This is a genomic window from bacterium (genome assembly GCA_021372615.1).
Lineage (GTDB): Bacteria > Armatimonadota > Zipacnadia > Zipacnadales > UBA11051 > JAJFUB01.
In genome coordinates this window covers 1-24,048 of sequence record JAJFUB010000149.1, presented here as the reverse complement: position 1 = coordinate 24,048, position 24,048 = coordinate 1, and the positions used below count along the sequence as shown (strand labels likewise).

Genomic DNA, 24,048 nt, shown 5'->3' with positions numbered 1-24,048 from the left:
CAGGACCATGTCTACAGGATCAGCGGGGCGCGGCTGCCGGTGGTGCCGGATACGGCCGCGGTCAAGGGCCCCCGCATCCTGGTCGGGCAGAGCGCGGCCACGGAGCAGCTCGGGTTGCGCTCGCGCAGCTTCCGCGATCAGGAGCATTGCATCCGTTTCCTGCCGGACACGCTCGTGCTGATCGGCCGTGACGAGACCGAGAAGGCCGTGCAGACGGCGCCCCGGACCGTCGAAGGGAAGTTCGGCAAGGCCCAGCAGTTCGCGGGCGCACAGGTGATCCAGGCCAGCGACTTCCAGTTCGACGACGACGCCGGCACCATGGAAGCCTGGGTGTGGATGCCCGCTGCCAAGCCCGAGAAGCATGGGACGATCCTCCGACTCGATAGCGGTGACCCGTGGACCTATCACATCGTCCAGCGCGATGGCAACAGCAACTGCATCTCGTACACGACCTGGGACAGCAAGAAGGGCCATGGCTGCCGGTCGGGCGAGCTGGCCGAGGGGTGGCACCACATCGTCGCCACCCACGACGCGGCGGCGGGCAAGATGGAGCTGTTCATAGACGGGGTCAGCGTCGGGAAGAGCGACTACGTCAAGACGAGTTGCCGAGGCATGCATGTGGGCATCGGGGGCTATGCGTCCAGCGGCGGCGTGAACCCCGGGAACTGCTTCATCGGCAAGATTGACGAGGTGCGCATCACCGGCGACGTGCGCACCCCGACGAGCGGAGCGGCCGGGGGGCCGTACGAGCCCGAAGCGCGGACGCTGCTGCTGATGCACCTGGACGAGCCGGGGAAGATGGCGGCCAACGCCGCCGCCCAGGGCGAGTTCCGGTTCAACCCACCGGGCGTGTTCCAGAGCAACGGGACCCTGAACGCCGTCTACGACTTCCTGGAGCGGTACTGCGATGTGCGGTGGTACGCGCCGGGCGAGATTGGGATCGTGTGCCCGCAGACGAAGACACTCGTCGCGCGCGGCAATGACCTGCGGCGGCGGCCGGACATGGACTACCGCTGGATCGCCGGCGCCCAGCTCTACATGCCTACCCCCAAAGAGCCCGTTCCGGCCCGCGACAACCACATGTGGAAGCTGCGGATGCGCCTGGGCGGGAACTACCGGACCACCGGACACTCCTTCTACGGCTACTACGATCGGTACCTGAAGGATCACCCGGACTGGTTCGCGCAGGGCTATACGGGCAAGCCGCCGCAGATGTGCTACACCAACCCCGAGTTCATTGCCCAGGTCGTGCAGGACGCGCGGGACTTCTTCGACGGCAAAGGCGCCAAGTCCGGGGCCGCGGCCCAGGGCGACATCTTCGGACTCGTGCCGATGGACAACAGCAGTTGGTGCAAGTGCCCGCGCTGCCAGGCGGAGCTGAACCCCGCCGAGAAGGACAACCCGCAGTTCAACAACGGCTGGGCCAGCGACTACATCTACAACTTCACGAACAAGGTCGCCCGCGAGGTGGCCAAGACCCACCCCGACAAGTGGATCGGGCAGCTTGCCTACTCGACGTACGCCTACTACCCGACCAAAGTGGTGCCGGACAAGAACGTGTCGGTCCAGATGTGCCTGCACACGCGCAACTGGTGGTGCCCCTCGATGGAGGCCAACGACCGCAAGGTGCTGGCTGAGTGGCGCCGGGGCAGCGCCGAGCGGCCGCTGCACCTGTGGCTCTACTACTGCTTCCCGGCGCTGAACGCCAAGTACGGCAACTACACCTACTGGCCGGGGTTCTTCGCCCACAGCGTAGTGAAGCAGATGAAGCTCTACCATGACGCGCACATCATGGGGATCTTCCTGGAGAACTCCAGCGAGTGCGGCGCGACGTACCTGATGGACCAGGTGGAGTACTATGTCACCTTCAAGCTCGCCGATGATCCGACGCTGGACGGCAACAAGCTGATCGAGGAGTTCTTCACCCGCTACTACGGCCATGCGGCCGGCCCGATGAAGGCGCTGTACAACCGCATCGAGGACATCTACGGCAACCCGAAGTACTATCCGCCCGAGATACAGAAGTCACCGGGACACCAGCACCAGAACGAGAAGCTGGCATGGGACTGGCTGGGCAAGCCGGAGCGGATGGCGGAGTTGGCGAGGCTGATGGCCCAGGCGAAGGCCGCGGCGCAGACCGACGTGGAGAAGGAGCGGGTAAGGCTGTGGGAGGTGGGCATCTGGCAGCCGCTCACTGAGGGCGCTCAGAAGGCAGCAGCGCACAAGCAGGGGCGCCTCACGCCCCCGCCTACGGTGACGGTCCCAAAAGTGACGGGGGCCGCGGGTGACGCGGCCCGGGTCGATTGGCAGCAGGCCGCCGACCTGAAGGGCTGGGGCGGGCTGTCGGGCGACCCCATTGATCGGAAGATCGAGACGTGGGCGGCTCGTGACGACCAGTTCCTGTACCTGCGGCTCGTGGACCACATCAAGCCCCGGTCGCTGACCAGCGGCAGCAGCGTCTGGGATGGTGACGATTTCGAGCTGTTCTTCGCCCCGGCGCGCGATACGTGGTACCGGCAGCTCTGCGTGGCCCCCAACGGGAAGGTGTTCGAGCAGGCCTGGAAGACGGACAACGCGGAGTGGCAGAGCGGAGTGGTCGTGCAGTCCGATGTCCGCCAGCCAGACCGGTGGACGCTGCTCCTGGCGCTGCCGCTGGAGAAGCTGCTGCCAGGGCTGAAGACCGGGGGGAAGCTGTACGCGAACTTCTACCGCCACGGGCCGGGCGGACCGGAGCTACTGGCCTGGACGCCGCCGTATGAGGCGGGGTTCCACACCACGTCACGACTGGCGGAGTTCCTGCTGCCGTAGACGGTGACTGTGAGGCACGAGAACGGAGGGACACCCCATGGTCAGGCGTGACGCTGGCTCGATGGTAGCTCTGTCCTTCGCAGTCCTGTATCTCTCGCTTCTCCTCACTTCCCCCGCCATGGCTCAGGTACCCGCGGGCCAGTACGTGGTCGCGCGGGAGGGGCACTTCTACGTGGGCGACCAGCGCATCCGCTTCTGGGGGGTGAATGCCAGTCCGCACAGCTTCACGGACAAGCGCCACGTGGAGGCCTTCGCCCGGCGGGTGGCGGCGCTGGGCTTCAACGCGGTGCGCGCCCACTACTTTCTGGACCAGCTATACGGGTCGAACCTGAGCAAGCGCGAGTACGTGTCGTATACCAAGGGCGATGGCTCGGTCTGGGATGGGCTGGACTACCTGCTGTCGCTCTACAAGGAACTCGGGATCTACTGCTACGGCGCCGAGGTTTTCGGTCCGTTGCCGCTGACACGCGAGGCGTACGATATCCTCCCCGATGACGGCAGCCGCGAGCAGTGGCAGGCGGCCGTGGCCAAACTCGACCTCCAGGGCGGCGTCAACCCCCTGCCCTGGGCCCTGGCCTACCTCGATGATCGTGTCGCCGCCGTGAAGCTCAAGCACTTCCGCAATGTGCTGGACCATGTGAACCAGTACACGGGCAAGCGATACGCAGAAGATGAGGTCTTCGCGCTGTGGCAGACGACGAACGAGACGGCTGGCAGTGTGTTCGGGATCGTCCTGGACGACCCGAAGTACACGCACCAGATGCCCGAGTTCTTCGTGCAGGAGATTCGGCGGCTGTGGAACGACTTCCTGCGCCGCAAGTACGGCACAGATGCGGCTCTGCGGGGAGCATGGGGGCCGATGGCCGCAGGCGAGAACCTGGGCACGGTGGCCCTGCCGTGGGGGCACCTGAAGACCGGTCAGATGAAGCTGGCGCCGCCGGTCTACGCCGACCTGGTCGCCTTCGGCATGGAGCGGTGGGAGAAGCACAGCGCCGACTGCGTGGCGCTGATTCGGTCCATGGCGCCGCCCGGCGTGGGATGCAGTGTGGTCCCGATCTGCACCGGGGCCACCCCGGACCCCGTTCTGCCGATGGCCTGGGCGTCGGCCAGCGGTGACTTCGTGGCCGCGAATGACTACCACTTCATGCTGACCGGCGACCGGCGCAACCCGCTGTATCCGTGGCGCTCGCGCCTGACGGAGGCGCCGGTGCTGCACTCGGGCCTGTGGCTGGGCGTGAAGGACAAGCCCTTCGTCGTCTACGAGGGGAACGTGCACAAGCCCGCGCCATACCGGGCGGAGTACCCCCTATTCAATGGGCTGGCGGCCTGCTGGCAGGACTATGACGGCCTGTTCCTGCACAGCCTGTACCCCATGGTCCTGCGCGAAGACGAGCCGTGGACGGACCCGCTCATCTACGCCTTCAATGGCTTCTGGAAGAGCCTCTTCGACGGCTGCCTGTTCTGGACCGACGAGATCCAGTGCGCCGCGGCGCGGACGGCCGGGGAGGTCTTCCGGCAGGGCCTCATCAGCCCGGCCCCACAGCCCACCACCGTGACGGTGGGGAAGCAAGCCATCTTCGACCCGAAGTACTACCGCTTCGGCCGGGCACACTGGGACGAGCGACAGACGTTGTCCGACCTGGAGTGGACCCAGGGGGTGTACGGCGGGCGGCTGCGCTACGACCCGGCGTGGGATGGGAGGATCAGAGTGGAGGGGCGCAGTGCGGTGCACCCGTACGCGGCAGTGGCGTGGGGGCGCGGGCCGCAGGTGCGCTGGGACTGGCCACAGGGCCAGGTGGTCGTGGATACGTCGCGCTGCAATGCGCTCGCGGGGTTCTCCTGGCAGAACCACCAGTTCAGCACAGGCGTGAGAGTGGCCGGGCTGAGCCGCCCGTATGTCAGCTTCGTGCTGGTCACCCAGGACGGCGCGCCGATCGGGACCAGCCGGCGCCTGCTCTGCTCGTGTGTGAGCACCGGGGAGAACACGGGGCTGCGCGTGGACCCGACGAAGATGGACCTGCGCCCGCTGGCGACTGGCGGGCAGTGGCTACTGGGCGGGGAGTCGCTGCAGGGCATGGTCGTGTCGCCGGGCACGGCGCCGGTGGACATACAGCGCGTCAGCGCGGAGATCGCCCTGCCCCCCCTGGCCGGGCGCGTCTGCCGCAAGCTGGACTTCGCCTTCCGGCGCCTCGCCGAGGAACCCGCCGCCAACGGCTTCACGCTGCGCGAGAGCGAGCCGGTGTACCTGTGCGAGTTGGGGGCGCCGTAGGGCAGAAGGCGGCGTGGGCACGCGACCGAAGAGGCTACCTGTGCACCGGCAGCAGGATGTGCGACGGGTGGCTGCGGTCGTGGTAGAGGGCGTTCTCCGCTACCCGCAGCCGCCGCTCTACGCCCAGCGGGCCGCCGGTGTTCGGGTTGACATCGAAGCGTGGGTAGTTGCTGCTGGAGATGTCCACGCGGAGGCGGTGGCCCTGCACGAAGCGATTGGCGCTCGGGTAGAGCTGGAACTCCAGCTCGTAGATCGTCCCCGGCTCGGCCAACTCCTCGGCTTCGAAGCCGCTGCGGAAGCGCAGGCGACAGATGCTATCGGTCAGGTTGATGGCCGCGCCGTCGGGATGGTGCGGACCGGGCGGGTAGACGTCCATCAGCTTGGCCGTGAAGTCGGTGTCCGGGCCGTCCGTCGCCACCCAGAGCTTCACCGCCAGCGGCCCGGCAATCACCAGATCCTCCTCCAGCGGCTCGGTCATGAAGCACAGTACGTCCTGGCGCGCCGACAGCGGCAGGGCGCCCTTGGTGAACGGGAAGCGGGCGTCGTTGCGCTGGTCGAAGCCGCCGGGAGGGATCGGGATGGCCGACAAGTGCCCCCCGATGGTGGGAACCGGGTCGCGCGGGTCGAACAGGTAGCGGGTCGGCTCGCCGTCACCGGCCGGCGCCGTGGGTGACAGGCGCCCGTTGGCGTGGAAGTAGAAGGGGGTCGGCGTGACGCCGGGCGGGGGCCAGGAGTCGGCGTCGTGCCACTGGCCGCCGTGCTCGATGGCCGCACTGACCTCGCGTAGCCCCTCGCCGCCGCCCATCAGGAAGTAGCGCACCGGGTGGGCACTGACTTCCGCGCCGGGCAGGTCCTTGAGGAACCGGTCGAACCACTGCAGCCGCGTGGACTCGTAGTGGGCCAGACCGCCGTCGGGGCGGAAGGACAGATCACCCGCCACCGGCTGGCCGACCCCGCCGTGGTGCCACGGGCCCATGAGCAGGTGCACCGGCGTGCTCTGGCGGCGGCTCAGCTCCTCGTAGTTCTCCACTGTGGCCCGGGTGTAGGTGTCATACCAGCCGCCCACATACAGGGTCGGCACGTCGGCGTGCTGTTCGTACCAGGGGCGGGGGCCGTAGCCCGGCTGCTTCCAGTAGTCGCCATAGCAGACCTCGGTGAGCAGGTTCAGGCACCAGCGCTCGTAGGTGGGGGAGAGGCGCAGGGGCGACTCCCCGGCGCGGATCGGGTAGGCCTTCACCCAGTCCCACAGGTGCGCCATGGCCTCATCAGCCGCGGCCTTGACGTTGGCGTCGGCGCGCGCCTCGTGGCTGGTGGTGAGCATGGTGAAGGCATAGCAGAAGAAGCGCATCTCCAGCGCGCCGTTGTGTCGCATGGAACTGTGGTAGTAACTCGACGGGCCGAAGGTCGGGATCATCGCCGCCAGGTGGGGCGGGTTGAGCGAAGCCAGGGCGCTCTGCACGGCCGCCTCGTAGGACTGGCCGAAGGTGCCGACACGCCCGGTGCACCAGGGCTGCGTGGCAAGCCACTCCACCGTGTCGTAGCCGTCCGGTCCCTCATGGGCGAAGGCGTAGAACTCGCCCTCGGACTCGTACCGCCCGCGCACATCCTGCATGGCGGCGACATAGCCGCGCTGGGCGTAGAAGTTGCCTTCGCCGGTGTGGCCGAGCTTGTCGTAGGGCGTGCGGATCAGCACCACGGGGAACGGCCCCTCGGCGCGATGCCCGTCGCGGGCCGGGAAGTACAGGTCCGTGGCGAGTTGGACGCCGTCGCGCAGGGGCATCATCACGTTGCGCTCGACGGTCACATCATACGAGGGGGCGGAACAGGCTGAGCTGACGGCGGCCATGCGCGTGACTCCTGTGTCGGTGGCGGCGGGGGCGTCAGTGCCCCTCGTGGACGACGTACTGATACGCCGAATAGGCGGCCATGGTGGCATCGCCCACGGCGGTGCTGATCTGTCGGAGCGGGGTGACGCGGATGTCGCCGGCGGCGAAGATGCCCGGCTGGTTGGTGCGCATCAGCTCATCCGTGCGGATGAAGCCGTCCTCCATCTGCAGCAGGCCCGCGAGCCACTCGGTCTTGGCGATGTGGCCGATGGCGATGAACACGCCGTCCACGGGCAACTGCGAGAGGGCGCCGGTCTTCACGTTCTGGAGTTCCAGCCCCTCCACGCCCGCCTCGCCCAGGACCCGCTTGACGACGGTGTCCCAGACGATCTGGACCTTCTCATGGCCGAGTATCTTGTCCTGCATGTAGCTCTCGGCCCGCAACTGGTCCCGGCGGTGGATGAGGTGGACCTGCCCGGCCAGACCGGCCAGGTAGAGCGCTTCGTCCACGGCCGCATTGCCGCCGCCCACCACCGCCACGGTCTTGCCCCGGTAGAAGAACCCGTCGCAGGTGGCGCAGTAGGAGACGCCCTTGCCGCGCAGCTCGACTTCGCCGGGGACGCGCAGACTGCGCGGGAAGGCACCCATGGTCAGGATGACGGTGCGGGCGAGGACACTCTCGTCGCCGGCGGAGACCCGCCAGAGGCCATCGGCAGCGGGCTCGATGTGCTCGGCGGTCGCGACGCGGAACTCGGCGCCGACGTCGGTGGCCTGCTGGTGGACGCGCTCGGCCAGCTCGACGCCGGTGATGCCACCCGGAAAGCCCGGGTAGTTCTCCACGAGCGACGCCATGGCCGTGGCCCCCCCACCCCCGCCGAGGGTATCGAGGACGAGTACATCGAGACTGTATCGTTTGGCGTAGATGGCAGCCGTGCAGCCGGATACGCCGCCACCGATGATGACGCAGTCGCGCGCTACTTCGCTCATGTGTGCCTCCCGAGTGACCTGCCGAGGTGGCGGCAGTTTACCACAGGCGGGAAGGAAGTTCCAGGCGCGAATGGGCGAAGCAGGAGTCGCTCAGGAAGGTGGGGAAGAGACTCAGCGCGCGGACGGCCGTGAGTCGGCAGCCAGGCAGAGAGAGGGCAGTGGATGCTGGCCAAGTTCCTCAAGAAGACGGTCGTCGCGGTCATCACCATCCCGATCCTGTTCGTGCTGCTGTACCTGGGCGGGTGGTGGCTGCTGCTGCCGGTCATGGGTGTGGCCCTGGTCGGGATGGACGAGTACTACGCCGCCACCCGCCGGAAGGGCCACCGCCCGTCGCCCATGCTGGGCTATGTGACCGGCATCATGATCCTGGGGGTGACCCAGTTCTCGCCCCCGGAGTTGCGCGAGGGGACGCTGCTGGCGTTCATCATCCTACTGGTGGGCGGGGCGCTGGTCCTGCAGTTCGGCAACCGCCCGGACCAGTCGGCGGTCAACAACTCGGCCATCACCGCTTTCGGCGTCATCTATGTGCCGCTGATGCTGTCCTTCATCATCCGCCTGCGGCAGATTGACCTGCCGTTCGTGCTGGGACATACGGAAGCCCTGGAGTTCTGGCACCGCGGCGGCGCGGTGCTGTTCGTCATGGTGCCGGTCTGGTGTTGTGACACGGTGGCGATGGCGGTCGGGGGGGCGTGGGGTCGGCACAAGCTCGCCCCCACCATCAGCCCCGCCAAGACCGTCGAGGGGTCGGTCGCCGGCTTCGTGGCGGCGATCATCGGCGGCCTTGCCGTCGGCATCTGGGGCGTGGGGATGCCGTGGTACCATGCCCTCATCCTGGGCGCCTTTGAGGGGGTCGTGGGGCAACTGGGCGACCTGGGCAAGTCCGTCCTCAAGCGCGATATCGGCGTCAAGGACTTCGGCACCCTCTTCGGGGCCCACGGGGGGGTGCTGGACCGTCTGGACTCGATGATGTCCTGCCTGCCTCCCGTCTACCTGTACCTGTGGCTGTTCTTCGGCGCCGGCCGCTGACGCCCGCGGCGCGGCCAGACTCCCGATCCCTGTTCCCACCGCCCATGCCTGACCACGTAGTCGTCATCGCCAATCCTGCAGCCCGCCTCGTTGGGGACGTCGTCCCCGTGGAGGAACTGGGTGGCTGCCTGCGGGAGGCGCAACTGGAGTTCGAGGTGCACGTGACCGCGCAGGCCGGCGACGGGGAGCGGCTGGCGCGCGAGGCCGTGTCCGCCGGGGCGCGGCGGGTGGTCGCGGCCGGGGGTGACGGCACGATCAACGAGGTGTTACAGGGCCTGGCCGGGACCGAGACCGAACTGGCCATCGTGCCCCTGGGCACCGGGAACGTGATCGCCCGGTCGGTCGGGTTGGCCGAGACGGATCTGCGGGGCGCCTGCCGCGTGGCCGCCGGGGAATGCGTCAAGCGGGTGGACCTGGGGCTGATGGGGGGCCGCTACTTTGCGGCCACTGCCGGGGCCGGCCTGGATGCCGCGGTCGCCTTGCACCTGGACCCATGGTGGAAGCAGCGCGTCGGCAAGGTCGCCTTCCTGGGTGAGTTCCTGCGCAGTGTGCTCATGGAAGACCCCCATGTCTACCGGCTGCAGCTAGACGACCAGACCGTCGAAGGGCCGATGTGGGGGGTGCTGATCACCAACACGAACGAGTACACCTGGCGCATACGGCCCGTGCCCGACCCGCGGGAAGATGACGGTCTGCTGGATGTCGTGGTGATCCATCGGCAGGGATACCTGGACCTGATTGATCTCGCGGCACGGCTGTTCGTCACCGGCGAAAGCGCCGCCGGCCATCCCACGGCGAGTGTGCTGCGGGTGGGGCACATGAGCATTGAGGCCGTGCCCCCGGTGCCCTGGCAGGTGGAGGGCGACCCTCGCGGGGTCACCCCCGTGAACGTGGAGGTTGTGCCGCAGGCGCTCAAGCTGGTGACGGCGAAGCCGAGCGGATGAGCAGACGGGCGCGGGGTAGGGGGAGGGGACACCTGAACATAGACCAGGACGGAAGTGAGTCTCGCATGGTTGTTGGCATCCCGACCGAGATCAAGAATGGCGAGAACCGCGTGGCGGCAACGCCCGCAGGTGTGCACACGCTGGTGCAGGACGGGCAGAGCGTGTTGGTGCAGAGCGGGGCGGGGCTGGGGAGCGGCATCAGTGATGACGAGTACCGCCTGGCCGGCGCGGAGATAGCCCCGAAGGCAGCAGACGTGTTCGCGCGGGCGCAGATGATCCTGAAGGTGAAGGAGCCGCTGCCGCAGGAGTATGAGCTGTTGAAGCCTGGCCACGTGCTGTTCACCTACCTGCACCTGGCGTCGTCGGCTGAGCTGACGGCGGCGCTGCTGCGGGCCGGACTCACCGGCATCGCCTATGAGACCCTCCAGACCCCCGATGGGCGGCTGCCGCTGCTGATGCCCATGAGCGAAGTCGCCGGCAAGATGGCCACGCAGGTCGGGGCGTGGTGCCTGGAAAAGCATCAGGGGGGCATGGGCATCCTGCTGGGCGGGGTACCCGGGGTGGCCCCCGCGCACGTCGTGGTGATCGGCTGCGGGTCGGTAGGCACCAATGCCGCCAAGGTCGCCGCCGGCATGGGCGCCCGGGTCACCGTCATGGACATCAACCATGACCGGCTCAAGTACCTGGACGATGTGCTGCCCGGACAGGTCAGCACCGGCTACTCCACCCCGTACTCGATCATCGAAGCAGCCTCGACCGCGGACCTGCTGGTGGGCGCCGTGCTCATTCCGGGCGCGTTGGCCCCAAAGCTCGTCTCGGAGGACGCCGTGAAGGCCATGCGGCCCAACTCAGTCATCGTGGACGTGGCGATAGACCAGGGCGGCTGCGTCGAGACGATCCACGCCACCAGCCACTCCGAGCCGATCTACGTGCAGCACGACGTGCTGCACTACGCCGTGCCGAACATCCCGGCGGCGGTGCCCCGGACGTCGACCTTCGCCCTGACCAATGCCACGCTGCCCTACGTGCGCCGGCTGGCGGCGCTCGGGGTGGACGAGGCGTTGGCGCAGGACCCCTCGCTGGTGTCGGCGGTCAACGTGCGCGGCGGAGAGATCACCCATCCGGCCGTGCGGGAAGCGTTCGCCGGCATGGCGTTGGTGTAGACTGCAGGGCCGGCCGCACACGTGAGACCGCAAGCGGTCTCGGCGGCGGCCACGGCCCGAGGAAGTGCAGCGGCCCACCCGTCTCCGGGTGGGCCGCGTGGCGTTCTGCGGTCGGGTGGGGCTAGCGCGTCAACTGGAGGGACGCGATGGCCGACGACTGGGCGCCGTCCGCGCTGTGTGAGGTCAGGCGCACCAGGTAGCGTCCGTTGGGCACCTTCGTGCCCCGGTCGCTCACGCCGTCCCACAGGAGCGTCGCCGTGCCGGCTTCGGCCTGCACGGGCGCGAGCGTGCGGATGCGCACGCCGGCGATGTTGAGGATCGTGGCCTGCAGTTCGCAGTCCCCGAGGACCGTGGCGGTGATGGCGACTGTGCCGCCACGCGTCGCGGCTGCGGAGGCGGCCGCTACGCCATGGCCCCGGGCCACCGGCATGCGGGGCACGGTCACTGTCACGGTGGCCGTCGCGGCGTTGCCCGCAGCATCGCTGGCCTCAACCGTGATCGTGTAGATGCGCCCCTCCGCGTCGCGCGCGCTCCGGGTGGCTCGCAGCGTGACCTGGTGGGCGTCCACGATCGTGGCGTCGCCCTCGTCAAGGGTCTGGTTGCAGGTGATGGAGGCGATGGACGCCGTCGGGGCAGGATCGCGGTCGTCGGTGACGCTGTAGGACACCGTGACCTGACGCAGGTCGTCGCGCGGCGGCCAGAGCGTGGCCGGATCGGCGACGAGGTCGGATATGACCGGAGGCGTGGTGTCCGGCGTGTCGCCAGTCAGCAGCACGATATGGCGCGTCCCGTCGGAGGTCTTGATCCCGTAGCCGACGATGTCTCCGCGCTCATTGATGTCGCACAGTTCGCGCACCACGATCCCGGGGTTGGTGGCCGGGTCAATGATGTTGTTCATCCGGCGGGTGCCATGTATCGCGTCCCACACCATCGGGGTCGTCAGGCCGATGGTGCCGATGACGACGCCGGCGTTGTTGATCCGGCGCGGAGTGAAGTTGGGGAGGGGCAGACGCTGGAAGGTGCCGTTCTGGTAGATGACCGTGCCGTAGCCGGCGGGCGTGCTGCCGAACGCGACGATCTGTCCGACTTCGTTGAGGTCGTACGCGATGCCCATGGTGGCGCCGAGGTCCACCATCCCGGTGTTCGGCGTCCAGCGGAACATCCGCGGCACGTCCTCTGCATCCATGGCCATGCCGACGACCTCCCCGGCGTCGTTGAGGCCGTAGGCCACACTGCCGCTGCCGCCGAGGGTCCCCAGGTCCACCATGCCGCCCAGGGCGGACCAGACGAAGGCATGGAGACCAGAACCCGTGCCGAACCGGCCGACCACTTGGTCCTGGTTGTTCATCTCCCAGGCACGAGAGTAGCCGGGGTCGGTCAGGCGGAGGAGGCTCTCGCCCAGCAAGATCCAGGCGCTGGAGGCGTCCTCCCAGTAGGTGTCGGGGTAGCTGCCGACCACATGGCCGGCGTCGTTGATGTCCGCGGTGTCGAGTGAGATCTGGCCCAGCGAGGTGGCTGTGCCGCCGCAAGGGATCACGAATGTGTCGTGAGTGTACTGGTTGAGGCCGACCACGTCGCCCCTCGAGTTGATGCCATAGCCCAGCCCAGGCCCCAGGTCAGTCATCGTGTACAGATCGGGGGCGGCGCAGACGACGCTGGCAAGAAAGAGCGTCAGGACGACGGTGATTGGCAAACGCATGGTTCCCCTCCGACAATCAATCCTCCGTGTATCGGCTTCCCGGTAGCGTCACTATAGCACGTGCAAGCGCAAATGGAACCGACTTGAGGGAACGGTGAGAACAACATGACCGAACGCGTGGGGTGGTGAGTGGGGGTGGAGCGCGGCTCTTCGGAGCCGCATTTGCCTACGGCTACTGCGGCTCTGGAGAGCCGCCCTCCTCAGGGCTGCCAGTAGCGGTGGTAGTCGCCTACGGCGTACTCCACGACCCCGCGCCGCATGACCATTTGGATGCTGCCGCCGTCGTACAGACAGGAGATGTCCTGCAGCGGATCGCCCGCCACAAGCATCAGATCAGCTTCCTTGCCGACCTCCAGCGTGCCCGTGACGTCGGCGATTCCCAGCGCCTCCGCCGAGTGGCGCGTGCCGCAGACAATGGCCTCCAGCGGGGAGAGACCGCAGGCGCATAGCTCCATCAGCTCGTGGGCGGCGTCGCCGGGGCCGCCGTCGGTGCCGACGCTGATGTGCAGGCCCATGGCGTGAGCCTTGCGCACGCCCTCGCGGTGGATCGGGTGGGCGTGCTTCATGCGCTCGCGGGTGTGCTCGGGGAAGTGGGTGCCGCTCCAGACCGGCTCGCTGGTGATGTGTAGGGTGGGCGTGTAGTACAGGCCTCGCTGCCTGATGCCGGCCAGGGCCTCGTCATCAATGAGGGCGCCGTGGTGGATGAGGTCGCAGCCGGCGGCGATGGCGTGGTTGAGGCCGGGCTGGGCATGGGCGTGGACGATGACGCGCTTCTGGCGCGCGTGGGCCTCCTCAACCAGGGCCGTCAGCTCGGCGAGAGTGTAGTCCGCGTTCGTGACACCCTCATCGGCATACTGGAAGCCGCCGGAGGCGCAAGTCTTGATGAAGTCCACCCGAGCCGCCGACATGCGGCGCACGCCCCGGCGGACCTCCCACGGACCATCGGCATACACGCCTGAGGGGTCCTGCTCTGTCCAGCGCAGGTGACCCTCGGTGGCGCCGACGACGCCCCCGACCCAGAAGCGCGGGCAGCCCTGCACGATGCGCGTCTCGATGGCCTGGCGCAACTGCACGCCGGGCGGTCCGGCGGTCACGCCGGCGACGGTCGTCGTCCCGCGCCGCAGATTCATCTGCAGCCGGTGCAGCGCCTGGAAGCGGTGGCTGGTGTGCTGGTGGCAGTCAATCAGGCCGGGCATGAGGGTCAGGCCGGCCGCCTTGATGACCGTGGCGTCGGAGGGGACGTCGGCGGCGCCCACGGCGACGATGTTGCCCTCCTCGATGAGCAGAACGCTGTCGGCGACGGGGGCGGCGCCGGCGCCGTCTATCATCGTGGCGCCGACAAGGGCCTGCACTGCCATGGGGGTGCCTCCGGTGGAGCTGAGTACGGGCGCCATCCCGGTCGTCGCGCCGTCAGTAGCGCGGGCGGCCTCGCCCGCTCCCACTGGCCGGGCAGGCGAGGCCGCCTGCCCTACTGGGTCCATGGGACTATGCTCGGGAGGCGACACCAGGGGGTCATTCGTCTGCCGGGGCGATGCACCTGCGCGCACGGCGCACCGGGACACGCAAAAAGGCAGCGCCCCAGCGGGGGCGCTGCCTGGACTGTCAGGGGTAGGGGCGTGGTTCATCACGCCCACGGGCGCAATGAAGCGTACGCCTACTTGACGGCGGCAGCCTTGGCGGCGAGGGCGGCCTTGCGGCGCGCCGCGGTGTTCGGGTGGATGATCCCGCGCTTGGCCATCTTGTCGAGGACCTTCTGGGCCTCGCGGAGGCTGGCGGCGGTCTCTTCGGCGGACACCTGGCCGAGGTTGTCCAGCACGGCGCGTCGGGCCTGCTTGCCGCGAACCTTCCAGGCGCGATTGCGCTCGGTCCGCTTGTGGGACTGGCGCAGGGACTTCTTCATGGCACGGATTTGTGGCATGGCCTCGGGCCCTCCGGACGAAAAGGCCGCCCGCTGTCGCGACTGCAGGCGGCTCTTGCATTCAACGAGGGGTCAGTATAACATGACTGCACGGCAGGATGCAAGCAGTTCTGCCGATTCGCTCACCTGATCGGAGATTCCGTCGCAGCCATGGATGCTGTCCCCCCCGAAGAGCGCCCCGCGGCCTCGAGCGTCGCGCGCGGGCTGGCCGCTGCCGCCATCCTCATGGTCGTCACCACCTTCCTCAGCCGCGTGACCGGACTGCTCCGGGCCATGGTGTACTCCCGCGTCTTCGGCCTGAACCCCGAGTTTGGCGTGTTCGTTCAGGCCTTCCGCATCCCCGACCTGGTCTACTTCCTGATGGCCGGCGGGGCGCTGCGCACCGGGTTCGTGCCGGTCTTCGCCGAGTACCTCGCCCACGGCAAGCGCGAGGCCGCCTGGCGCACCTTCAGTGTGCTGCTGTGGGTGCTGCTCATCTTCGCGGTCCTGCTTGTCGGGGTGGGGATGATCTTCGCGGTGCCGCTGGCCCGGCTGGTGGCGCCGGGCTTCGGGGAGCAGGAGATCGCTGCCTGCGCCCGCATGATGCGCGTACTGTTCCCGGCTGAGCTGTTCTTCGTCGTCGGCGGACTGCTACAGGGCTCCCTCAACGCCCACAAACACTTCCTGTGGCCCGCCGTCGGCCCCATCATCTACAACTGCTTCATGATCACCGGCGCCATCCTCGCCCCGTATCTGTGGGGCATAGACACCGTCACGTACTCCGTGGTGGTGGGGGCCATCTTCTCCGGCGTGCTGCTGCAGATCGCGCCCCTGCGCCGCTTTGGCGCGCGCGTCCATGCCGTCCTGGACCTGCACGATGACGGCTTCCGCCGGGTCATCAAGCTGGCCCTGCCGGTGATCTTTGGCCTGGCCATCGCCGAGATCGTCTGGGTCATCATCAGCTCCCTGTCCACGATGGTCGCCGGCGTGCGCGGGGCGGCCATCATGGAGAACGCCAACCGCCTGTGGAAGCTGCCCTCCGGTACGTTCGGGGCCGGCGTAGCGATCGCCCTGTTCCCGACGCTGGCGGAGAAGTACGCCCTGAACGACCACCGCGGCTATGTCCGCGACTTCTCCTTCGGGATGCGCAACACGATCTTCCTGACGCTGCCGGCGATCCTGATCCTGGGCCTGCTGCGGGTGCCGCTGGTACGGCTGCTGCTGGAGGGCGGGAAGTTCACCGCCCAGGACACGCAGGCGGTCGCCGAAGTCCTCCTGTGGCTCACGCCCGGGATGATGGCGCTCTCGCTCGTGTACATCCTCACCCGCGCCTTCTACGCCCGCCATGACGCCATGACGCCGGTGTGGGCGGGGCTGGCCAGCGTCGCCGTGTGCGTTGGGGCGGCCTGGCCGCTGATGCGCGTGGGCATGGCCGGCCTGGGCATGGCCACCTCCCTGTCCAGCGTGGCCAACGTCATCCTGCTGATGGTGCTGCTCAAGAAGCGCCTGGGGCTGCTGGACGGCAGGCACATTCTGATGTCCTTCGTCCGGAGCCTCCCGGCAAATGTCTTCCTGAGCGCCTGTTGTATCATCCTCCCGCCCCTGGTGGACCGGTTCGTCGGTACAGGGGGGATGGGTAAGTTGCTGAGTGTCCTGCTGCCGCTGTCCGTCGGCCTGCTGGGCTTCATTGCCATCGCCACGATGTCGGGGGTGGAGGAGCTGAAGACGGCGTGGGGGCTGATGAGCCGCCGGGGGCGCAGAGCCGAAGCAGTCGCGTCGGATGAGTGACGAGTGGCGAGTGGCAAGTGGCAGGCGGGGTCCGTGGCCGTTACTGGGACCGCGGGCTTCCAGCCCGCGTGCCGTTGACGTTCCCCGCCGTCTCCCTGTAGTAGTTCCTCACTTTGTGCTATAATGCCCGTACGCCATCGCGGGCCGGCTTCGCCGGTCTGCTGCCGTTTCATGCCACTTGCCACCTGGCGCCAACCACATGCCACCGATCACACCCGACCAGATCCCGCAGGAGCGCATCCGGAACTTCTGCATCGTGGCCCACATTGACCACGGGAAGTCCACCCTCGCGGACCGCCTGCTGGAGGCCTGCCATGCCGTCTCCGAGCGCGAGATGCGCGACCAGGTGCTCGACTCGATGGACCTGGAGCGCGAGCGCGGCATCACCATCAAGGCCTCCGCCGTCCGCCTGCTCTACGAAGCGAACGACGGGCAGACATACCTGCTGAATCTCATTGACACCCCCGGCCACGTGGACTTCGGCTACGAGGTTAGCCGCGCCCTGCACGCCTGCGAGGGCGCGGTGCTGCTCGTGGACGTCTCCCAGGGCGTCGAGGCGCAGACCGTCGCCAACGTGTACCTGGCCGTCAACGAGGGCCTGGAGATCATCCCGGCGGTCAACAAGGTGGACCTGGCGAACTTCGAGCCCGGCTTGGCCCTCGGCGAGATGGAGACGCTCTTTGGCTTTGAGCGCGACAGCGTGCTGTTCACCAGCGGCAAGAGCGGCCAGGGCGTGCCGGAGCTGCTTGAAGCCATCGTGCAGCGCGTCCCACCGCCGCAGGGCGACCCGCAGGACCCCCTGAAGGCCCTCATCTTCGACTCCAAGTTCGACCCTCATCGCGGGGCCTATGCCTACATCCGCGTCTTCGAGGGCTCCGTCAAGCCCGGCGACGAGATCCTGATGATGGCCAACGGGCATGAGTTCACCGTCACCGAGGTCGGGGTGTTCTCCCCCGGCATGACCCCGGTGAAGACGCTGCAGTCCGGGCATGTGGGGTACCTCGCCGCCAACATCAAGACCGTGGCCGACTGCCGGGTGGGCGACACGATCACCTCGGCCGGCAACCCGGCCCATGAGGCGCTGCCCGGGTATCGCGAGCCGCAGCCGATGGTGTACTGCGGCCTGTACCCCTCCGAGAACGCTGACTACCAGAGCCTCAAGGACGCGCTGGAGAAGTTCTCACTCAATGACGCCGCGCTGCACTACGAGCCGGAGACCTCCGCGGCGCTGGGCTTTGGCTTCCGTTGCGGCTTTCTGGGGCTACTGCACATGGAGATTGTGCAGGAGCGGCTGGAGCGCGAGTACGACCTCGACCTCGTCGCCACCGCCCCGAGCGTCGTCTACCAGGTGCTGACCCGCAAGGGCGATCTGCTGGAGATAGACAATCCGGCCAAGTTCCCGACGCCCGACGTGATCGAGGAGATCCTTGAGCCCATCGTGACGGCGACGATCATGACGCCCCACAGGCACGTGGGGCCGCTGATGAAGATCTCCGAGGAGCGGCGCGGGGTCTTCGGCGAGATGGAGTACCTGTACGCCGACCGCGTGGCCCTGCACTACCGGCTGCCGCTGGCCGAGATCATCGTGGACTACTTCGACCAGCTCAAGAGCGTCAGCCGGGGCTACGCGACGCTGGACTACGAGCTGGCGGGCTTCGAGCCGGGCGACCTGGTGAAGGTGGACATCCAGATCAATGGCGAGCCGGTGGACGCCCTGGCGATCATCACCCACCGGGCTTTCGCGGACCGGCGCGGGCGGCAGATCTGCCAGAAGCTCAAGGGCGCCATCCCGCGCCAGATGTTCGAGGTGCGGATGCAGGCGGCCATCGGCGGCAAGGTGATCGCCTCGACCCGCAACGCCCCGATGCGCAAGAACGTGCTGGAGAAGTGCTACGGGGGCGACATCACGCGCAAGCGCAAGCTGCTGGAGAAGCAGAAAGAGGGCAAGAAGCGCATGAAGCAGGTGGGGGTGGTGGAGGTGCCGCAGGAGGCCTTCATGAGCATCCTGAGGCTGGATCGCGACTAAGCGCGTAGGTGCGCCGGTCCCTGGCGCACCCGGTGGAACCGATGCGCATTTCCTCTCCCGTCAAGCGGCCCCTGGCCCTCCTCCCATTGAGCCTACTCCTCGTTGGCGTCTGCCACGCCTACAGCCCGCGCTTGCTATGGACGCGGCCGCTGAACCCAGGCCAGACCGTCGAGGGGCATGACGGCTGGCTGATCGTGCGGCCGCCGCTATCCTATTCCGAGGGTAACAATCGTCCCGGCATCGTCCTCATCGCTGACCCGCCAGCCGATGGCTCACCAGCCCCTGCGGAGGGAACGCAGATCCGGGGGCGCCCCTGGGACTTGACAGTGATACGGCCAGACACCGGAGAGGTCGCCGCCCAGCTTCACGGCTGCTACTCCGCGTTCAGAGGCAGCGGGAACACATTGCTCGCCGCTCGCGAAGTCGGGGCTCTCAAGAGTGTCGTCGAAGCATGGGACCTCAACACCGGAAAGCTCACGTTCCATGTCTCGGCGCAGCCGCCATCGGACCCGCGGCAAGGCCTGACCCTGAGCGAGGTCGTCGGCGGTCGCTTCCACTTCGGTGACGCGAAGGGCATCCACCTGTGCGACCTGAGGCGCGGGCAGGTGGTGCGGAGTTGGCCGCCGCTTCGCGATTGCGTCGGCGGCGAGAGTGCGGACGCTCGGTTTGCCGTCAGCGACAGGTTCTACTACAACGACGGGCACTCCATCGGCATCACCCGCATGGCTGACTACCCCCATGGCTGGTGGTACAGCTACGCGACCGAGATTGCCCTCGCCGACGAGGACGGGGTGATCGGCGTCGGCGGCTACTTCCGGACCATAGTCAGCCTCAGCCCGCGAGGAAGGCTGTACTTCGACTCGCGCCCGTGGCGCGGCGACCTCTTCTGGACCGTAGAGTACCCGATCACGCCCGCCCACCTCAGCGGGCGGTCAGTGGTCCTGCGGGCAGACCTGTTCCGGGATATCCCCATCCCGAACGCGAAGCCCGGCGAGCGTGACCGCATGCTGCACGAACTGAGCCAGTACCTCGTTGCCTTCGACCGCTTCACGGGGCGAGTTCCCTGGAAGGTGCCAATGCTGGCGGACTCATACGCGGTCTGCCCTGACAAGATTGCGGTCATGGCCGGCCATCGGCGGGGCGACGACATCGAGCACCGTCTGGAAGTCTACGACCTGCGCGGCCATCGCCTCTGGCGCGGCAGCCAGACCTGGGGCGAGGACCGGCCGCTGGTCGTGCCCGCCGGCCAGTGCTTCGCTCTGGCTGCACCGCCCGAACTGCGCTGTTACCGCTAGGCCGCCGCACTCGCAGGAGGCTGACACCGACATGTTGCGTCTCGTACTGGTGCTGATGACACTCGCCGTCTGCATGGCCCCACTGTGGGCTGCCGGGGCGCCGCGGGTGATGGCGACGGTGCTGGAGGTGGGGAAGGGGGGACTGCCCATGCAGATCAAGGCCCCCGCGCTGAAGACTCTCCCGCTGCTGACCGGGCCCATGGCGCTGAGCCTGCTCGAGGACGGCAAGCCCGTGCCCCTGCCGGCGCTGGCGGCGGCTGAGCCGAACCTGTTCGAGCTGCCCAGCCCCGTCTCCGGCCTCTCGCTGAGCCTGCGCCACGGGCGGGGGTTGTACCCCTTTGTGGACCTCACGGTTGGCAACACCGGGGCGTCCGCACCCATGCGGCGCGTGACCGTCGTCCTCACTCTCTCCGTGCGTCCGCAGGCCGATCAGGTCTTCGTCCCCGCCACTGCCCGCGCCCATGACCCGGTGACACCCGGCGAGAAGCCGCGCGAGTACGGCTACGCCGGCGGCGGCATCTCGACCGCTCTGCCCGTCGGGCAGGTGTACAGCGGGAAGCAGGACTGGGGGCTGGCGTTCTTCGAGGAGCTGGGCCTGCTGGTGGAGCCGTGGCAGGTGACGCTGACGCCCGGCCAGCAAGGCACGACAGTGGCGATCGCGCTGCCGTTGAGCGTACCCGCCGGGCAGAGCGTGCGCCGCCGCGTCTACTTCGCCGCCACCGAGGGCGACTGGCGCCCGGCGCTCGGGGCGGTGCTCGCGCAGTTCCCGCAGGCCTTCGTGCCGCGCCACCCGGAAGCCGTGAGCCTCGATGGCCCGTTCGTGTGCAGCGGCGGTACGCCGCCCGACAAGAGCATCGCCGGGTGGAAGGCCCAGGGGTGCAAGGTCGTCGAGATCCACTGCACCTTCCCGTTCTATGGCGAGTACGTGCCCACCCAGGAGCCCTGGACACCGCTGATTGATGATACCTGGCATACGCTCAAGACCCAACTCAAGCCCGAGGAGCGCCCGGGGGACGACGACTGGCGGGGGATCATCACGGCCGTGCAGAAGCACAAGCCCCCGGACATGACGGTGGCGAAGGTCAACGACTACGTGGACCGGCTGCATGCCCACGGCCTCAAGGGCCTGATCTACTACAACCCCACCGAGGCCTGGCGGCCGTGGGCGGACGAGAAGTTCCATGACGATGTGCGCTATGACGCGCAGGGCAAGCCGTTGCCGACCTGGTATGAGAGCAGCCAGATCATCCCCGATCAGGGACGCCCGTGGGGCCGGTACATACTGGAGCAACTGAAGACCGAGTTGCGGGCGTACCCGAAGCTGGACGGGGTCTTCTTTGACCAATCGGCTGTCGGCGGCCACGACCTGACGCTGCTGTGTCACGAGGGCACCAAGCTCGTGCGCGCGCAGGGCGGGCTCTGCTGGTGGAACGGGCCGTACAACATGGAGCTGGCGGCGCTGGCCGATGGCATGATGGACGAGGGAGGCGGCACCGGCACCTATCGCCCGCTGACCGAGATGATCCAGTACTACGGCCTGGCCGGCAAGGCCATCGTCTCCCTCGGCAGCGCCAGCCCGGCCGCCTATGCCGAGATGCTGGCTCACGGCATCCAGGTGCCGACCGTCACCGGCTCCTTCGCCGATCTGCAACAGCGCTGGGCGCCCCTGTTCCGCTGGATGCTCGGGCGCCAGTGGGTGCTGGAGGCCCACGCCCTCGAACCCATACCGGGCTTTGCCGCGAACATCTACCGGGTCGCCGGGGGCAATGTGGCCGTGACGCTGGTGCCCGAAGGGGTCTGGGAAGGCGAGCCGGACACCGCCCATGGCGTGCCGGTGACTGTGAAGTTGCCCGAGGCCGACGCGATCAAGGGAGCCTACCTGCTGTCGCCGGACTGGCGCGGCTATCACAAGCTGCCCCTGCGCCGGGAGAAGGGTACACTGCAAGTGACGGTGCCGCGCGTGCGCTGGGCCGGGATGATTGTGCTGGCGCGCACGGGCGTGTTCGCCGCGCTGGAAGGGCCGCTGCACGTCGTGCAGGGACAGCCGACGCAGGCACGATACGTCGTGGACAACTGGACCACGACACCGGTCGCCGTGGACCTCACGTTGCAGCATGGCGCCGCGGAAGCCCGCCTGCGGGCCCAGGTGAAGCCCGGCGGCAGCGCCGCGACTACCCTCGATCTGCCGGGCGCGGTGGGCGAGACCCCGACCGTGCCTGTAGCTGTGACGGGCAAGGTGGCGGGCGGCGAGGCGCCGCCCGTGGCGGAGTTGGGCGTGGAGCCAACCGTCGGCCTGTCACTCTCGGCGCCGGCGCGGGTGCAGGACGATGGGGTCGCCACCGCGACGATCAGGGTGCTCAGCCATCTGCCGCCGGGGTCGGGCCTGTCGCTGGCACTGAAGTCGCGACTGGTCGCGCCTGAGCCCGCGCGTGCCGAGGCGATCAAGTCGTTCATGCCTCGGCCGGGCCTGGTGACCCCTCTCGAGGTGGAGTTGCGGCCGGTCAGCGCCGGCGAAGGCATCGTCACCCTCACAGCCAGTCGCGGCGGGAAGACCGTCGCGCAAGCCGAGGCGCCCCTGCAGGTCGTGGCCACGGCGGTCGGCCCCGAAGGTCTGAAGAACATCCAGGGCGCCATGCTCGAACTGGAGGTGTTCGGCTCCGACGGCGGCAACTACGCAGCCAAGACCGTGAGTGTCAACGGGGTCGCCATCGGCAACCTGCCCACCGGCTACGGTGACTCGTGGCACAGTGCGACGCTGCGGCTGTCGGAGGCGGCGGTCAAGGCACTCGGCGAGCAGAACGAGATCACGATTGACAACCAGGTCGGCGATGCGTTCAAGGTGCGGAACCTGCGCCTCCTGCTGACGATGCGCGGCGGCATCCTGGCCGTGTCGCGGACCGACACGGGGGTCTACACGGGCTGGACCGACTGGGCCTACGGCGAGGGCAAGCAGTTCGCCGCCGGGCAGCCGCTGACGGGGATCCGCGCCGACATGAAGATTGACCCGGCGCGGCAGGAGACCTACGAGTGGTTCTTCGGCACGCCGCAGAGCGGCAAGCTGGTGCTCGAGGCCTTCGGGGCCGACGGTGGGCAGTACGCCCACAAGCCGGTGAGCGTCAACGGCATCGTCATCGCCGATCTGCCCTCGGCGCCGAGCGAGTGGACCGAGATCGCGCTGCCGCTGACCCCGGAGGCCCTGGCGACCCTGTGCGCTCGCAACACCGTCCAGATCGAGAACTCCCGCCCGCCGGATGCCTTCAAGGTGCGGCGGCTGCGGGTGGAGATCGTCAACACAGCGGGCCGAATCTGGACCACGGAGACCGACGAGGGGGCGTACACCAGTTGCGGCTGGGACTATGCCGAGGGCAAGGTGGGCAGCCCCATCACCGTGCCCCTGGCGTTCAGAGAAGAGGTTGAGTAGGCTTGTCAGAGCATCTGCTTCCCACGGTGGCCCTCGGGCCGCACCGCGTCACCCGTCTCATCATCGGCGGCAATCCCTTCTCCGGGGGGTCGCACACCTCGCCCGAGATGGACAACGCCTTCCTGGACTACTACACGACCGACAACATCAAGGCGGCGCTGTTCGAGGCCGAGCGCCAGGGCCTGAACGCGACCCAGGTGCGCGCCGACCGCCACATCATGCGGATGCTGCGCGAATACCGCAACGACGGCGGGACGCTGCAGTGGGTCGCCCAGACGGCCTCGGAACTGAAGGACCTGCCGGGCAACATCCGCGGGGCGGCGAGCGCCGGCGCCATCGCCATCTACCACCACGGCACCCGCACCGACGGCCTGTGGCGCGAGGGGAACATTGACGAACTGCGCGAGCTGCTCAAGGTCATGCGCGACAGTGGCGTCGCGGTCGGCGTGGGCACGCACCTGCCCGAGGTGATCGAGCACATCGAGGAGCAGGGCTGGGACCTGGACTTCTACATGGCCTGCTTCTACTCGCTGGGCATCGCCCGGCCCAAGGACGGCACGATGGGGGCCTTCCTGGCGGGCGAAGTCTATGACGACGCTGCCCGCGAGCGCATGGTGCAGACCATCCGCGCGACCGACAAGACGTGTCTGGCCTTCAAGATCCTCGCCGCCAGCCGCAAGTGCGCCAGCCCCGAGGACGTGCGCGAGGCCTTCCGCTATGCCTTTGCCAACATCAAGCCGCAGGATGCGGTCGTGGTGGGGATGTTCCAGCGCGACATGAACCAGGTGGCGATGAACGCGGGAATCGTCAGGGAGCTGCTGGGCGGCTAGCGGTGTCGGTCGCGGTCGGTGCCGCTCGTACACGGAGCTTGTCGGTCGGGGGTCGCGGTCGGTGACCGC

At 68.2% G+C, this 24,048-nt stretch carries 15 protein-coding genes; 10 read left to right on the top strand and 5 right to left on the bottom strand.

Annotation, left to right across the window (positions count from 1 at the left end; all coding sequences use genetic code 11):
- Positions 1-2,808 (top strand): DUF4838 domain-containing protein (locus tag LLH23_21540; protein MCE5241055.1); only part of this gene is annotated, 2,808 nt, incomplete at its 5' end.
- A gap of 37 nt (positions 2,809-2,845) precedes the next feature.
- Positions 2,846-5,077 (top strand): hypothetical protein, encoded by a 2,232-nt coding sequence (locus tag LLH23_21535; GenBank protein ID MCE5241054.1) that lies wholly within the window; start codon positions 2,846-2,848, stop codon positions 5,075-5,077.
- 34 nt (positions 5,078-5,111) lie between these two features.
- Here LLH23_21535 and LLH23_21530 read toward each other — a convergent pair whose 3' ends face one another.
- Both LLH23_21530 and LLH23_21525 read right to left on the bottom strand, forming a co-directional pair.
- On the bottom strand, positions 5,112-6,923 hold the full coding sequence (locus tag LLH23_21530) for a CocE/NonD family hydrolase (protein MCE5241053.1): 1,812 nt from the start codon (positions 6,921-6,923) through the stop codon (positions 5,112-5,114).
- A gap of 34 nt (positions 6,924-6,957) precedes the next feature.
- Positions 6,958-7,890, bottom strand: a complete 933-nt coding sequence (locus LLH23_21525; GenBank protein MCE5241052.1) for an FAD-dependent oxidoreductase — start codon at positions 7,888-7,890, stop codon at positions 6,958-6,960.
- A 162-nt stretch (positions 7,891-8,052) separates the two neighbouring features.
- Here LLH23_21525 and LLH23_21520 point away from each other — a divergent pair, with 162 nt between their 5' ends.
- From LLH23_21520 to ald, 3 genes are all read left to right on the top strand, one after another.
- Positions 8,053-8,916 carry a phosphatidate cytidylyltransferase gene (locus LLH23_21520; protein ID MCE5241051.1) on the top strand — a complete coding sequence of 288 codons (864 nt, stop codon included), beginning with the start codon at positions 8,053-8,055 and terminating at the stop codon, positions 8,914-8,916.
- A 44-nt stretch (positions 8,917-8,960) separates the two neighbouring features.
- Positions 8,961-9,860, top strand: coding sequence for a diacylglycerol kinase family lipid kinase (locus tag LLH23_21515; GenBank protein ID MCE5241050.1), 900 nt, complete (start codon positions 8,961-8,963; stop codon positions 9,858-9,860).
- 65 nt (positions 9,861-9,925) lie between these two features.
- A complete protein-coding gene (ald, locus tag LLH23_21510; protein ID MCE5241049.1) occupies positions 9,926-11,023 on the top strand; it encodes an alanine dehydrogenase in 1,098 nt (365 codons plus the stop codon).
- Positions 11,024-11,144: 121 nt separating this feature from the next.
- Here the strand turns inward: ald and LLH23_21505 are convergent, their stop codons facing one another.
- The 3 genes from LLH23_21505 to rpsT form a co-directional block, all read right to left on the bottom strand.
- Complete coding sequence (locus LLH23_21505) at positions 11,145-12,722, bottom strand: hypothetical protein (protein MCE5241048.1); 1,578 nt, start codon at positions 12,720-12,722, stop codon at positions 11,145-11,147.
- A 200-nt stretch (positions 12,723-12,922) separates the two neighbouring features.
- Entirely contained in the window at positions 12,923-14,080 is a 1,158-nt protein-coding gene (locus LLH23_21500) for an amidohydrolase family protein (GenBank protein MCE5241047.1), read from the bottom strand.
- A gap of 296 nt (positions 14,081-14,376) precedes the next feature.
- Positions 14,377-14,640 (bottom strand): 30S ribosomal protein S20, encoded by a 264-nt coding sequence (gene rpsT, locus LLH23_21495; GenBank protein MCE5241046.1) that lies wholly within the window; start codon positions 14,638-14,640, stop codon positions 14,377-14,379.
- Between the two features lie 150 nt (positions 14,641-14,790).
- Between rpsT and murJ the strand changes: the two genes are divergently transcribed.
- The 5 genes from murJ (at position 14,791) to LLH23_21470 (ending at position 23,979) form a co-directional block, all read left to right on the top strand.
- Positions 14,791-16,407, top strand: a complete 1,617-nt coding sequence (gene murJ / locus LLH23_21490; GenBank protein ID MCE5241045.1) for a murein biosynthesis integral membrane protein MurJ — start codon at positions 14,791-14,793, stop codon at positions 16,405-16,407.
- A 199-nt stretch (positions 16,408-16,606) separates the two neighbouring features.
- Positions 16,607-18,433 (top strand): translation elongation factor 4, encoded by a 1,827-nt coding sequence (gene lepA, locus LLH23_21485; GenBank protein MCE5241044.1) that lies wholly within the window; start codon positions 16,607-16,609, stop codon positions 18,431-18,433.
- Positions 18,434-18,837: 404 nt separating this feature from the next.
- Positions 18,838-19,728: a hypothetical protein gene (locus LLH23_21480; GenBank protein MCE5241043.1), complete on the top strand. Its 891-nt coding sequence runs from the start codon at positions 18,838-18,840 to the stop codon at positions 19,726-19,728.
- Between the two features lie 31 nt (positions 19,729-19,759).
- Complete coding sequence (locus tag LLH23_21475; GenBank protein ID MCE5241042.1) at positions 19,760-23,149, top strand: hypothetical protein; 3,390 nt, start codon at positions 19,760-19,762, stop codon at positions 23,147-23,149.
- 2 nt (positions 23,150-23,151) lie between these two features.
- On the top strand, positions 23,152-23,979 hold the full coding sequence (locus LLH23_21470) for a hypothetical protein (GenBank protein ID MCE5241041.1): 828 nt from the start codon (positions 23,152-23,154) through the stop codon (positions 23,977-23,979).
- The last annotated feature ends 69 nt before the right edge of the window (positions 23,980-24,048 follow it).